We start from the raw sequence: 12,179 nt of genomic DNA, 5'->3' as shown, positions 1-12,179 counted from the left end.
CAATCCATCTCTCGACGATCTCTCACACGACGGTGAGCGGCAGGGGTTTGCCCCGGTCGGTGAAGGCGAAGCTCGCACCGGTGCTGAAGCGGGTCACCGCGACCTCGGACGCTTCGCGGAAGGGTTGTTCGGCCCGGTCGATCTCGACGGTCCAGCCGTGCTGGTCGGTGGCGGCCACCCGCGCGACGAATCGCGGGTCGACTCCACGCACAAGGGCATCGAGCGGGCGAAGGTCCTCGGGCGTCAGCATCGAGGGCCACGCACCGTCGGTCCGCGCCCCGCTGGAATGCGGAAACCGCAGACGCACAACAGAGTCCACTACCGCGATATCGATTCCCGTGTAGCCCAGCGGGTTCAATGCCGGATGCACGCGCAGAATCTTGGCCAGCGCAGCGGGATCGCGGCCGAGATCCAGGCAGTCGCGGATGCGCTCGGAGGTCAGCCCGGCGATCCCGGCGAACTGCTTGCGCCCGATGCCGAGGGCGGTCGCCGCATCGGCGCGTTCCCCGATGGCGACCATGAACCCGAGGGTCAGCAGGTGCTGTTGCAGGCAGATCTCGTCGGCCATCCGCCGCAACGCCGCATGAGAGAAATCGGCGAACCGCAGATCGCTAAGGAGCGGACCGGTGTAGTCGGACAGGCCCTCCTCGCTCGCATCGATCTCGGCCAACTCCAGCCCCGCGGCAACGGAATTCGCGAGCAGCGCGGCGTTGCGGGGGACCTCGGGCGGGACGTGCGCGGAATCGATGACGACCGTCCACGCGCACACCGGAGTCCGGTCGGCGGGCGTGCGCGGTGGGCGGTGCACCGGCCGCACCTGGGCGTGCGGGTTGGTGGCCAGGGCGGTGGCATCGAAGGTGGGGTCCTCGATGTCGTGGCACATCGCCACCACGAACTCCTCGCCCATCGGCTCCACATCGGCCAGCGCCCCGCAGTGATCGAGCCAGAACTCCCCGTGATCGTGGTCGTCCACGCGGAACCGGAAGTCCATGAACTGCGGTGGCGCGCCGATGTCGAGTTGCAGCCCTTTGAAGATGGTTTCGACGCTGTCGCCGGTGAAGCGCAGCGCTCGCTGCATCCGGCGGGTGTAGATCGGACTGGCCAGCTGCCACTCCTCGATCGCGACCGCCGTCATTCCCTCGCGGCCGAAGGCGGCGATGGTGTGCGCCATCCCGGACCGGTCGATGAGGTGACCGCACAGCAGCAGTTCGGGGACCAGCGCGGCCAGCTGGTCTCGGGACAGTTCCGAGTACCTGCTCATCGACGTCACCACAGGGAAGCAGGCGATTCGCCGATGGGGTACCAACCGGGCAGCGGGTCACGCGAGACGGAGCGCTCGATGCGCTGGTGCATGCCCGGCGACAGCGCGTTGTCGGTGATCATGTCGAGGAACATCGCCGAGACATTGCCGAAGTCGAAGAAGTCACGCTGCCAGGACCATTGGAAGTCGCCGCCGTAGCGGAACCAGCTGCCACCGATGCCCTCGGGGGAGTAGTGGCGTCCGTCGGCGCGCTTGCCCTCGTTGATCTGCTTCCAGAAGCCGATGACGGTGCCGCTGCGTTCGTCGACGACGAACTCCTGATACGGGTAGGTCCACCCCTCGAGGCCGAGCATCTCCTGGCCGAGTGCGTAGTCGCGGATCTCGTCGCGGCCGACGGCCATGAACTCCTGCTTGGGGCCATAGTTCCAGCCGTAGGTGGCATCGGCCGTGTACATCTCGGCGAGGGGCTTCCAGTCACCCTTCTCTTCACATCGCTGGTTCTCCACGACCCAGCGCCGAATCATCTCGTCGAGTTCGGCCCGCTCGAAACTTGCCATCAGTCTGTGCCTTTCGCAGGGGAGTCGGATTCGCCACCGTCGGCGATCGACAGAGCTCGGGTGGGGCAGTAGCGGATCGCGGCCTCGACGGCCTTGTGCTCCGCGGCGCCCGGGGTGGCGTCGGTGATCTGGACCGGGCCGCGCTTGGGCACGGTGAAGACCGCGGGCGCCTCGTCCTGGCAGACGCCGTGTCCCTGACACAGGTCCAGGTCGACCACGATCCTCATGACGCTCCTCCGTCCGGCGTCGGCCGCAGCGGTGCCTCGGGCTGCACCTCGACCAGCACCATGTGCGCGCCCCGCGGGACCGAGACCACCGTCGCGACCGCGTCGGCGAGGTGGTGCGGTCGCAGCATGTAGGGGTGGCGGGCCAAGCCCCAGTTCTTCCAGTCCTGCAGTACCGGCCCGACGATCTCGGGAGTCGAATCCATGCCCATCCCGGTGAGGGTCGGACCGGGGCGTACCAGCGAGGCGCGAATTCCGGTGCCCTCCAGTTCCATTCGCAACTGACCGACCATCGCCTCCAGCCCGTTCTTGGCGGCGCTGTAGGCGCCGGACCGTGGCCGCGGGTTGTCGGCGCAATCGGAGCTGATCACGACCAGATCGCCGCGCCGCCGCGTGGTCATCCCGGGCAGTACCCGGTGCACGAGACGTTGCGCGCCGACGAGATGGACCTGCACCTGGAACAGGAAGCGTTCCGGGTCCATCTCCCCGACCAGGGAGAATTCGATATCGCCCGCGCCGGAGACGAGGATCTCGGTCGGCCCGAGCGTGCGCTCGGAGGCCGTGACGAACTCGTCGACGGAGTCGGCATCGGTGACGTCGAGACGGTGGGCGTACGCCTCGCCGCCGCCGGCGCGGATCTTGGCCGCGATCTCCTCGCACAGCTCCACCCGGCGCGCGCCCAAGGCCACCGGATGGCCGAGTTCGGCGAGCGCGACGGCCGTCGCGGCGCCGATTCCGGAGGACGCGCCGGCGATCAGCGCGGGTCTGCGGTCGGGATGGGGTTCGAATCGGGGCACTAGCTCACCTCTACTGTGATGGGGAGTTTGGCGAAGCCGCGGACGTTGGTGGAGTGCACCCGTTCGATGCCGTCGGCGTCGACGTTGTATCCGGTGACGCGCGAGGCGAATTCGCCGAGCACGATGGTGGCTTCGAGCCGGGCCAGGTGCGCGCCGAGGCAGAAGTGCACGCCCGCACCGAAACTGGCGAGTGCGCTGCTGTCGTTGCGGTCGATCACGTAGCTGTCGCCGTCGTCGAAGGCGGTCGCGTCGCGATTGGCCGAGCCGATCAGCAGCAGCACCTTGGCGCCTGCCGGGATGGTGCCGCCGTGGTAGTCGAGGTCGACCGCCGCGGTGCGGGCCACGATCTGGCTGGAGGTGTCGTAGCGCAGCGTCTCCTCCACCCAGTCGCTCACCAGTTCCGGCTCGGCGACCACCTTGGCGTATTCCGCGGGATTGGCCGCCGCCCAGTAGAGTGCGTTGCCCAAAAGTTTGGTGGTGGTTTCGTTTCCGGCGACGACCATCAGGAACATGAAGCCGATGATCTCCTCGTCGGTGAGGGTGTCGTCGTCGATTTCGGCATCCAGCAGCGCCGAGGTGAGATCGTCGGCGGGCGCGGCGCGGCGCTGGGCGACCATGTCGGCGTAGTAGCCGAACAGCCGAATCGAGGCGTCGATCGCGTCGACGGGTACATCGAGGACGCCCTCTTCGCGGTGCACCACGAGATCGGCCAGCCGGCGGATCTCGGCGCGATCGGGCTCGGGCACGCCCATCAGTTCGGAGATGACGTCCATCGGCAATTTGCCCGCGACCTCGTCGATCCAGTCGAAGCTGCCGCGCGCGAGGGCCGGCTCGAGATGTTCCAGGGTGATCTCTCGGATGCGGACTTCCATCTCGGCGACGCGTTTCGGTGTGAATCCCTTGAAGACGAGTCTGCGCATCCGCATATGCCGTGGATCGTCCATCGCCAGGAACGACATCACCCGATGCGCATGCGGACCCCAGGCAGCCGGATCGAGGGAGACGCCATTGGCGCTGGAGAGCCGGTTGCTGTCGCGAAAAGCCGCGATCACATCGGAATGCCGGGAAAGCGCCCAGAAATCGAGATCGGGATTGTGATAAAGCGGCGCCTCGGTGCGCAGGCGGTGGTAAGTCGGATACGGATCATCGTGGAATCCGTAGTCGTACGGGTCGAAAGTCAGGGGTTCCACAGCGGCGCTCGTCATCGTGAATACCCCGGTTTCGATAGGTCGTCGCCGCCGGGTGCTGGGGTCGATCGCACCGAGGGAGACAGGTAGCTGGACATGTGTCTGGACGGTACCATCGACACAAGTTCGGCACAACGGTTTCCAGGCCGAAGGAGGGCCTCGACCGGCCGTTGTCGGCGGATTTCGAGGCTGGTCAGAAATCTGGACCAGTGTCTGGAATGTGGTCCAAATCATATGGTACGGTCACCGCCATGGCAGGGGTAGACGGCGAAGTCGCACCGGCTCGGGTCGGTGCGGCGGACACGGGCGACGCGGATGTACCGCAGGCGGAACAGGCGAGTGCGGCCCGGATAATTCGACGCAACTTCTCCGAGACCGTCCTTTCGAGCGTGGCAACGCTCGGCCGGGCATTGCGGATGGGCGCCGGCGCCGTCTATCTCGGGGCGAACGACGCCGTTCGCGGGCGATTCCAGATACACGAAACTCTCGCGCAGGCCTGGTTTCTGATCAGAGTTACCGCGGTGCCGAGCATTTTGATGGCCATCCCGTTCGGTGTCATCGTTTCCGCCCAGGTCGGCAATATCGTGTCCGAACTCGGCGCCGATTCGATGATCGGTGCCGCGGGTGGTCTCGGCGTCATCAAACAGGGCGCGCCGATGGCCACCGCGATGCTGCTCGGCGGTGCGGGCGCCGCCGCGATCGCCGCCGATCTGGGGGCGAGAACCATCCGTGAAGAAGTCGACGCGCTCCGGGTGATGGGCATCGACCCGGTGCAGCGGCTGGTGGTGCCCCGCATCGCGGCCATGATGCTGGTCGCGCCGCTGCTCAATATCTTGATCATCTTCGTCGGTATCAGCTCCGGGTTCGTGGTCGCGGTATCGGCGTTGAACGTCACCCCGGGCAGCTACTGGCAGTCCTTCGGTTCCTTCACCACCTCGATCGACGTGTGGGTCTCGCTGGTCAAAGCGTTGATCTTCGGGTTCCTGGTCGTCGTGATCGCCTGTCAGCGCGGGTTGGAGGCCAAGGGTGGACCGCGCGGTGTCGCCGACGGGGTCAACGCGGCCGTGGTGATGTCGATCGCCGCGGCCGTGGTGCTGAACACCGTGATCACCCAGGTGGTCACCATGTTCTTCCCGGTGAGGATGGCCTGATGAGCGCCGCTCCGTACTATCCCGCCGGGCTGCGCTGGGTGGGCAGACTCCGGCGCCGCGGTGTCCGGCCGCTCGGTCCGATCGAGTCGATCGGCTTCGTGATCGGCTTCGGCTGGCAGGTGCTCTCGTCGGTGCCCTACACCCTGGTGCATTACCGGCGGCAGACGGTCACGATGGTGACGGACATGACGTGGGGTCGCGGTTCGGTGATCATCGGCGGCGGTGTGGTGCCCCTGATGCTGTTGCTCGGCGCCGCCATGGGCGCGTCCATCGGCATCGAGGCGTTCAGCGCGCTGAACCTGTTGTCGCTGGGTCAGCTCAGCGGTCTGATCTCGGCCTTCGGGGTGACCCGCGAGCTTGCGCCGATCGCGGCCGGGATCGGCTTCGCGGCCCAGGCCGGGTGCCGGATGACCGCCGAGATCGGTTCGATGCGCATCTCCGAGGAGATCGACGCGCTGGAATCACTCGGGATCCGGTCGGTGCCCTTCGTCGTCACGACGCGGGTCATCGCCGGGATCTTCGCCGTCGCACCCGCATTCGTGGTCGCGCTGATTCTGAGCTACGCCTCCTGCGCCTTCATCGTGACGACCATCCACGGCACACCGACCGGGACCTACAACCACTACTTCGATCAGTTCGTGGTCGGGTGGGACGTGTTCGCCGCGACCGTCAAGGTGATGGTGTTCGCCATCGCCGTCGTGCTGATCCATTGCTATCAGGGCTATTTCGCCACGGGCGGCCCCGAAGGCGTCGGCATCGGTTCCGGGCGCGCCATTCGGGCGAGCCTGGTGGCGATCATCGCGCTCGACATGGTCGCCACCATCGCACTGTGGGGATTTCAATCCCCCGTCACGTTCACCGGGTGATGCCATGCCTGCCTACGCCCTGCCGGGAACCGAAGTCGGGCCGCTGCGCGCCCGGATCCTCGGCGCACTCGCCATCGCGCTCGCGCTACTCGCCGTGCTGGTCTGGCGCGTGGTCCCCGACAGTGTGCCCGCCGACCAGATCCGGGTCGCGCTGCTGGTCGGCGAGGTCGGCGAGGGAGTGGGGGAGGGCACCGATGTCCGGCTCGACGGTGTGCGGGTCGGCTCGGTCGACACGATCGACTTCGCCGGCCGGAGCAAGCAGCGCATCGAGCTCACGCTGAGCGGGTCTCAGCTGTTCGGCCTGACCGACGCGCTGGCCGTCGACTACGCGCCGGGAAACCTGTTCGGCATCAGCGCCATCGAGCTGCACTCGACGGTGGGCGGTGCTGAGCTGGTCGACGGTTCGATTGTCGACTTGACCGGTCGTGACGCTGATCGGGTCCACGACGCCACGCTCTCCGCCTTGCTGAAAGCAACGGGACAGCTCACCGACGAGGTGCTGACACCGAAACTCGTCGCCTTGCTCAGTACCGTCTCCCGCGATCTGACGGCGTTCACCCCGCTGCTGGAAGCCATCGGCACGACCGCCCGCTCCTATGCCGAGACCAGGCAGCTACCGCCCTCGGTGCTGTTCGAGCAGTTCGGTTCGGCGCTGACCGGTCTGCCGCCGATGCTGACCGGCGGCCTGACGCTGCTGAACGCGGAGTACACGAACAAATACCTGGCGGTCCCCGATCAGCTCCAGCGGTTCGGCCGGATGTTCGAGGGCGTCCAGTACCAATTGCTGCCGACGGTCACGCGACTGTTCAGCACCTCTCAGCAGTACTTCGGGGAGATCCTGCCCATGCTCAGCCTTGTCCTCGACCGCCTCGCCGCCTCGGTCAGCACCCCGCAGCGCTCGGCGCAGCAACTGAGCGAGCTGCTCACCCGACTCGACACCGCCTTCCAGGACACAACCGAGGGCCCGGTGCTCCGAGCCGACGTCGCGCTCGACGGTGTGCCGGGTCTGGCCGCGCCGCTGGCCGCGATGCTCGGGGGCGGGCACTGATGACAACGCGTGCCCTGCTGATCCGGGTAGCCACCGCGGTCGCGCTGATGGCAGTGGTGCTGGTCGGCGTCCTGCGCGTGATCGAGCGACCCGTCGACGGCGAAACCGACACCTATACAGCGCTGTTCACCGATGCGAACGGGCTGCGCAGCGGTGACGACGTGCGCCTCTACGGGGTGCAGGTCGGCAAGGTGGTGGCCGTCGAACTCGACGGCGCGCTCGCCCGCGTGCGCTTCACCGTCGCGCGGGATCGGACGCTGTTCATCAACTCCCGGATCGCCATCCGCTACCAGAACCTCACGGGTTTCCGGTATCTGGGCGTCGAACAACCCGACCAGCCGACGGGCCGACGTGATCCGGCATCGGTTTTCAGCACCGCGGAGACGGTGCCGGACTTCGACATCACCCGTCTGTTCAAGGGTTTGCAGCCGGTGCTGGCCGAACTCTCTCCCGAGGATCTCAACCAGTTCGCGACCAGCATCCTCGCGGTGATCCAGGGCGACGGCACAGGTCTCGGGCAGGCACTGGGCGCCATCGACAAGCTCAGCCGCTTCGCTTCCGACCGTCAGGTGGTCCTGTCGACGCTCGCGCGCAACCTCGCCGAGGTCGCCGATCATCTCGACGGAAAGTCGGGCAACGCCATCACGCTGCTGACCAATCTGACCAACCTGTTCATGGCCATCACCGCGAAACTGCCCGGGCTGGTGGACTTCTCGATCGGTATCCCCGGTGTGCTGAAACCGCTGCGCAGCATGCTGACCGTGTTCGGGGTCACCGGCGAGCCGAACAGCGATCTCGACGCGGCGCTCACCAGAGCCTTCCCCGATCCGTACGAGGCGGTGGCCGCGTTCGAGAGCCTGCCCGGCCTCATCCAGTCGATGACGCGCGCGATTCCCCAGACCGGGCCCGACCTCACCTGCTCGCACGGTGACGCCACCGCACCGCCACCGCTGCAAGTGCTCATCGCCGGACAGGGGATCGTGCTGTGTCACCGATAACGCGCCGACGCGTCGTCAACGACCCCCGCGTGGGTGAATTGTGCTGGGGGATAGCGGGAATGTGCACCGCGGTACTGCTCCTGGTCGCGATCGGTCTCGTCTATGTCACCGGAACCACCGCGCAGAGAACCTATTCCGCCGACCTGACCGAGGCAGGTTCGGTCCGCGTCGGCGACGATGTGCGGCTCGCCGGGATCCCCGTCGGGAAAGTGGCCTCGCTGGACCTGCTGCCCGACCGGGTCAGGATGAAGTTCACCGTCGCCGCCGACGCGTTCATCGGCGATCAGACCACCCTCGATATCCGGATGCTGACCTTTGTCGGCGGCTACTACGTGGCGGTGCTGCCCGCGGGCACGCGACCGCTGGGTGATGCGGTGCTGCCCGCGCAGCGAGTGATCGTGCCCTACAACCTGACCCGGGCATTCCAGGACGCGGTGGAGCCGGTGCGCCGCATCGACGGCGAGGTCTTCCGACGCGACCTCGCCGCGCTGTCCACCGCGATCGACAAGAGCCCGGACGCGGTGCGGTCGGCCGTGCGCGCCGCCGGTGACGTGGTCGCGATCCTGGACGAGCAGAACGCGGACATCTCGCGCACCCTGTCCATCGCCGACGAGTACCTCAGCGCACTGCGGGCCAACGCCGAGGTGCTGGCGAACCTGATCATCACCCTCGGCACGCTCGAGCAGATCATCCAGACCAACAAGGTGGTGGTCGCGGATTCCCTGATCGATCTGTCGGTCGTCCTGAAACAGGTCACGCCGCTCGGGCGCGCGTGGGACGCCTCGATCGCGCAGCGGGTGGCCCCGCTCGCCGCGGCGGTCCCCGCGCTCGAAGAGCTCGGTACGCGCCTGGGCGCCCTGTTCGATTCGGTGCGCGCGCTGGAGCAGCGCTTGCTCCCGCTGCTTCCGCCGGGCGGCGGGGTGAGCGTCGATCAATCCGGGGCGGCGATCCAGTTACCCGCGGTCTGCGTGCCACTGCCGGGGGGTGGCTGTTGATATCGAAACAGGTACTCGGATCGCGGGGGTTGATGTCGGTCGCGGTGGTCCTGACGCTCGTCCTCGCCGGCGCGCTCGGCCTGCGGCTGAGCACACCGAACCCGCCGATGCGGGCCTACTGCGCCGACATGCCCGACAGCATCGGACTGTACGAAGGCAGCGCGGTCACGGTGCTGGGGGTGCCGGTCGGGCGGGTCACCGACATCAGCATCGCCGGTGCTTCGGCGCGCGTCGAATTCACCGTCCGCGCCGACCGCAAACTGCCGCTCGAGGTCGGGGCGGTGACGGTCAGCGACACCTTGATCGCCGACCGCCGACTGGCCCTCATCGGCAACGAACCTGTCGGGCCGGGCTGGAATTCGAGCGCGTGCATCACCAAAACCCTGACGCCCAAGAGCCTCACGCAGACCTTCGACGCCCTCGCCGGTCTGGCCGACCAGCTCAACGGCACGGGCGATCCGGCGCAGCGGACCGCCCTCGGCGCCGGGATCACTGCCCTCGATCGCGCCACCGCGGGAACGGGCGAGCAGATCAACGACATCATCGTCGCGCTGAGCCGGGCACTGGCCGCACCCGATGCGGCGATCGGTCACCTCGGGCAGTTGCTCGACGCGCTCACCGAGCTCGCGCACCGCGCGCGCGGCGGCTGGTCGCAGGTGGAGACGACGGTGACCGGGTTGCCGCAGACATTCGACGACATCGTCACCATCGCCTTTCCCCCGGTCATCGCGATCGTCGCCACCCTCGCCGATCTGCTGCCCCAGCTCAACGACGTGATCATGATGTTCGGCTCGCCCGGACTGCGCGCACTGGACGCGGTACCCGATCTGTCGCGGATGATCGCGGCGGGGGTCGGCTCGCTGGCCGACGTCATCGCGATGGCGCCCGCTGTCGCCAGTGGTTTCGCCGGCGCCGTCGACCCGGCCACCGGCGCACTGACCATCGGCTATGCGCCACCGAAACTCGCACTCGCCCAGCAGGACTCGGCCCAGATCTGCGCGGCCGTGCAGGTGGTCACCGGGCAGGTGTGCGTTCCTTCGGAAAGTGGTGCGATGACGATTCCCGCGATGCCCGTCCTGCTGGGAGCGGTGAGCGCCCGATGAACCGTGCCGCCCTGCTTGTCCTCGCGGTGCTGCTCGCCGCCACCGGTTGCGGATTCCAGCCCGCCGATCTGCCCGTGCCGGGCGCCGAGGTCGGCGGACCCACCTACCCGCTACGGATCGAATTCGCCGACGTCCTCAATCTCCCGCAGGGGGCCAAGGTGATCGCGGCGGGTGTCCGCGTCGGCGGGCTCACCGGGGTCACCCTGGTCGATCCCGTCCCCGCCACGGCGGATCGGGCGGCCGTGCCGGGATATGCCGTCGTCGATGTCGAGATCCAGCAGTCGGTCCGGCTCCCGGTGGGCACCACCGCCGAACTGCGCCAGGAGACGCCGCTCGGCGACGTCCACATCGCCCTGAGCGATCCCGCCGACACGACCGCGGGCGAGCTGACAGCCGGCGCGACCATTCCGCTCGCCGACACCACCCAGTCGCCGCCGATCGAGGACATCCTGGCCGGGCTGTCCACCTTCATCGGCAGCGGCGCGGTGACCGACTTCCAGGACATCGTGCGCACGATGAACGGGGTCTTTCCCGACGATCCGCGCGAAACAGCCAGGATCGCAGACATTCTCGGCGCCGATATCGCCGACCTCGGCAGCCACCTGAACTCGGTCGACGCCCTGCTCGACGGCATGGAAGCCACCGTCGAAGACGGCATGCGGCACAACGTGCCGATTCTCGACGAGCTGCTCACCCCCTACGGCGTCCAACACACCACCGATGCGGTGAACACCCAGATCAGCGTCATCTTCGTGCTGACCGCGCTCGGCCCGGTCGCGCCGAGCGTGCAGTGGCTCGGCCCGCTGCTGTCCTCCCTGGACGACACCACCCGCGCCGTGGTCCCCATGCTGCTGGGCAGCCACCCCCTCGATACCGACGCGCCCTCGAACATGAAGGCGCTCATCGACCTGATCAACACCGACCTGGTCCCGTTCGCGCGACACGGACCGAAGGTCGACCTGTCGATCACCCCCGGCGAACACACCGAGCGGATCGTCGATTCCCTGCGAATGATCGGCCTGGTGCGATGAATCTTCGTGCGACAGTGTCACTCTCGGCGATCATGGCGGTGCTGATCTTCGGGGTCGGGTACATGTCGCTCGGTGTGCTGCGGCTCGATCCGCGAATCAGCTACCGCACCGCGGATCTGCGGCTGGCGAACTCGGGCGGGCTGGCGCCGAACTCACCGGTCCTGCTCTCCGGTGTCCAGGTCGGGCGCACCGAGTCGGTGCGAAAACAGGCCGACGGTGTGCTCGTCCGGTTGCGCATCGACAGTCGCTACCGCGTCCCGGTGTCCAGCGATGTCCGCATCGAGCAGTTGTCGGCGCTGGGCGAGCCCTACATCGCCTTCGCACCGCAGTCGGGGGCAGGCCCGTACCTCGAGGACGGTCAGGTCGTCGCGGCGGACCGCGTTCACCTGCCGACGACCATCACCGCGCTCTCGGCCCGGCTGGTCGAGCTGCTCGACCAGATCCGTCCGGAGGCGATCGCGAACCTGGTCGACACCTTCGATCGCGCGCTGGCCGGGACCGATGCCGCGATGGGGACCCTGCAGCGGTCATCGACGCTGCTCGCGGCGACGCTGCTCAGCCGCACCGAAGCGATTCGGCAGCTGTTCGCCGACATCCAAGCCCTCGGCGGTGACATGGCGTGGCTCGGACCGTCCCTCGCTACGGCGGGCCCGCTGTTCGGCGAGTTCGGTGTCACGCTGAACGCGATCGTCGAGTCCGGTTCGGAGCTCGTGGAAAGCCGTCCGGTCGACGACTACTTCACCGGCGACGGCCTGGTTCCCTTCCTCGACAACTTGAGCGCCCTGATCACCGAGATCGGCCCGAGTATCGCGCCGCTGGGACAGATTCTCGGCCCGGTGGTCACCGATGCGGTACATCGGACGCCGGCCATCGACATCAGCACCCTGATCGACCAAGCACTGCAGAACGTGGACGCCGACGGCACCGTGCACTTCCGCCTCGGCGTCAAATAGCCGGACAA

At 67.6% G+C, this 12,179-nt stretch carries 13 protein-coding genes; 8 read left to right on the top strand and 5 right to left on the bottom strand.

The window, feature by feature from the left end; genetic code table 11:
- Nucleotides 1-22: 22 nt before the first annotated feature.
- Genes ACWF99_RS06605 through ACWF99_RS06585 form a run of 5 tightly spaced genes read right to left on the bottom strand, consistent with a single transcriptional unit; the run spans nt 23 to nt 4,044 of the window.
- Nucleotides 23-1,261: a hypothetical protein gene (locus ACWF99_RS06605; protein WP_452535163.1), complete on the bottom strand. Its 1,239-nt coding sequence runs from the start codon at nt 1,259-1,261 to the stop codon at nt 23-25.
- A gap of 5 nt (nt 1,262-1,266) precedes the next feature.
- A complete protein-coding gene (locus ACWF99_RS06600; protein ID WP_378630289.1) occupies nt 1,267-1,818 on the bottom strand; it encodes a Cif family virulence factor in 552 nt (183 codons plus the stop codon).
- Entirely contained in the window at nt 1,818-2,045 is a 228-nt protein-coding gene (locus tag ACWF99_RS06595; protein WP_378630291.1) for a ferredoxin, read from the bottom strand. The genes ACWF99_RS06600 and ACWF99_RS06595 overlap by 1 nt, the downstream gene beginning before the upstream one ends.
- Nucleotides 2,042-2,839 carry an SDR family oxidoreductase gene (locus ACWF99_RS06590; RefSeq protein ID WP_378630293.1) on the bottom strand — a complete coding sequence of 266 codons (798 nt, stop codon included), beginning with the start codon at nt 2,837-2,839 and terminating at the stop codon, nt 2,042-2,044. The genes ACWF99_RS06595 and ACWF99_RS06590 overlap by 4 nt, the downstream gene beginning before the upstream one ends.
- Entirely contained in the window at nt 2,839-4,044 is a 1,206-nt protein-coding gene (locus ACWF99_RS06585) for a cytochrome P450 (RefSeq protein WP_378656878.1), read from the bottom strand. The genes ACWF99_RS06590 and ACWF99_RS06585 overlap by 1 nt, the downstream gene beginning before the upstream one ends.
- A gap of 233 nt (nt 4,045-4,277) precedes the next feature.
- Here ACWF99_RS06585 and ACWF99_RS06580 point away from each other — a divergent pair, with 233 nt between their 5' ends.
- The 8 genes from ACWF99_RS06580 to ACWF99_RS06545 are packed head-to-tail and all read left to right on the top strand — an operon-like array spanning nt 4,278 to nt 12,171.
- Nucleotides 4,278-5,177, top strand: coding sequence for an MlaE family ABC transporter permease (locus ACWF99_RS06580; protein ID WP_452535160.1), 900 nt, complete (start codon nt 4,278-4,280; stop codon nt 5,175-5,177).
- Nucleotides 5,177-6,043 carry an ABC transporter permease gene (locus tag ACWF99_RS06575; protein WP_452535159.1) on the top strand — a complete coding sequence of 289 codons (867 nt, stop codon included), beginning with the start codon at nt 5,177-5,179 and terminating at the stop codon, nt 6,041-6,043. Before ACWF99_RS06580 ends, ACWF99_RS06575 begins: the two co-directional genes overlap by 1 nt.
- A 4-nt stretch (nt 6,044-6,047) precedes the next feature.
- Nucleotides 6,048-7,091: a hypothetical protein gene (locus tag ACWF99_RS06570; RefSeq protein ID WP_452535157.1), complete on the top strand. Its 1,044-nt coding sequence runs from the start codon at nt 6,048-6,050 to the stop codon at nt 7,089-7,091.
- Complete coding sequence (locus ACWF99_RS06565) at nt 7,091-8,089, top strand: MlaD family protein (RefSeq protein ID WP_378630302.1); 999 nt, start codon at nt 7,091-7,093, stop codon at nt 8,087-8,089. Before ACWF99_RS06570 ends, ACWF99_RS06565 begins: the two co-directional genes overlap by 1 nt.
- A gap of 59 nt (nt 8,090-8,148) precedes the next feature.
- Complete coding sequence (locus ACWF99_RS06560; RefSeq protein WP_452535154.1) at nt 8,149-9,084, top strand: MlaD family protein; 936 nt, start codon at nt 8,149-8,151, stop codon at nt 9,082-9,084.
- Nucleotides 9,085-9,116: 32 nt separating this feature from the next.
- The gene (locus ACWF99_RS06555; RefSeq protein ID WP_378630305.1) at nt 9,117-10,187 is read left to right on the top strand and encodes an MlaD family protein; all 1,071 of its coding nucleotides are present in this window, start codon (nt 9,117-9,119) and stop codon (nt 10,185-10,187) included.
- On the top strand, nt 10,184-11,218 hold the full coding sequence (locus tag ACWF99_RS06550) for an MlaD family protein (RefSeq protein ID WP_378630307.1): 1,035 nt from the start codon (nt 10,184-10,186) through the stop codon (nt 11,216-11,218). The genes ACWF99_RS06555 and ACWF99_RS06550 overlap by 4 nt, the downstream gene beginning before the upstream one ends.
- Nucleotides 11,215-12,171: an MlaD family protein gene (locus ACWF99_RS06545; RefSeq protein ID WP_452535151.1), complete on the top strand. Its 957-nt coding sequence runs from the start codon at nt 11,215-11,217 to the stop codon at nt 12,169-12,171. The genes ACWF99_RS06550 and ACWF99_RS06545 overlap by 4 nt, the downstream gene beginning before the upstream one ends.
- Nucleotides 12,172-12,179 lie beyond the last annotated feature (8 nt).

This window comes from Nocardia sp. NPDC055002 (assembly GCF_053608825.1).
The sequence above is the reverse complement of the archived record's forward strand: the minus strand, read 5'-3'. Positions and strand labels throughout refer to the sequence as shown.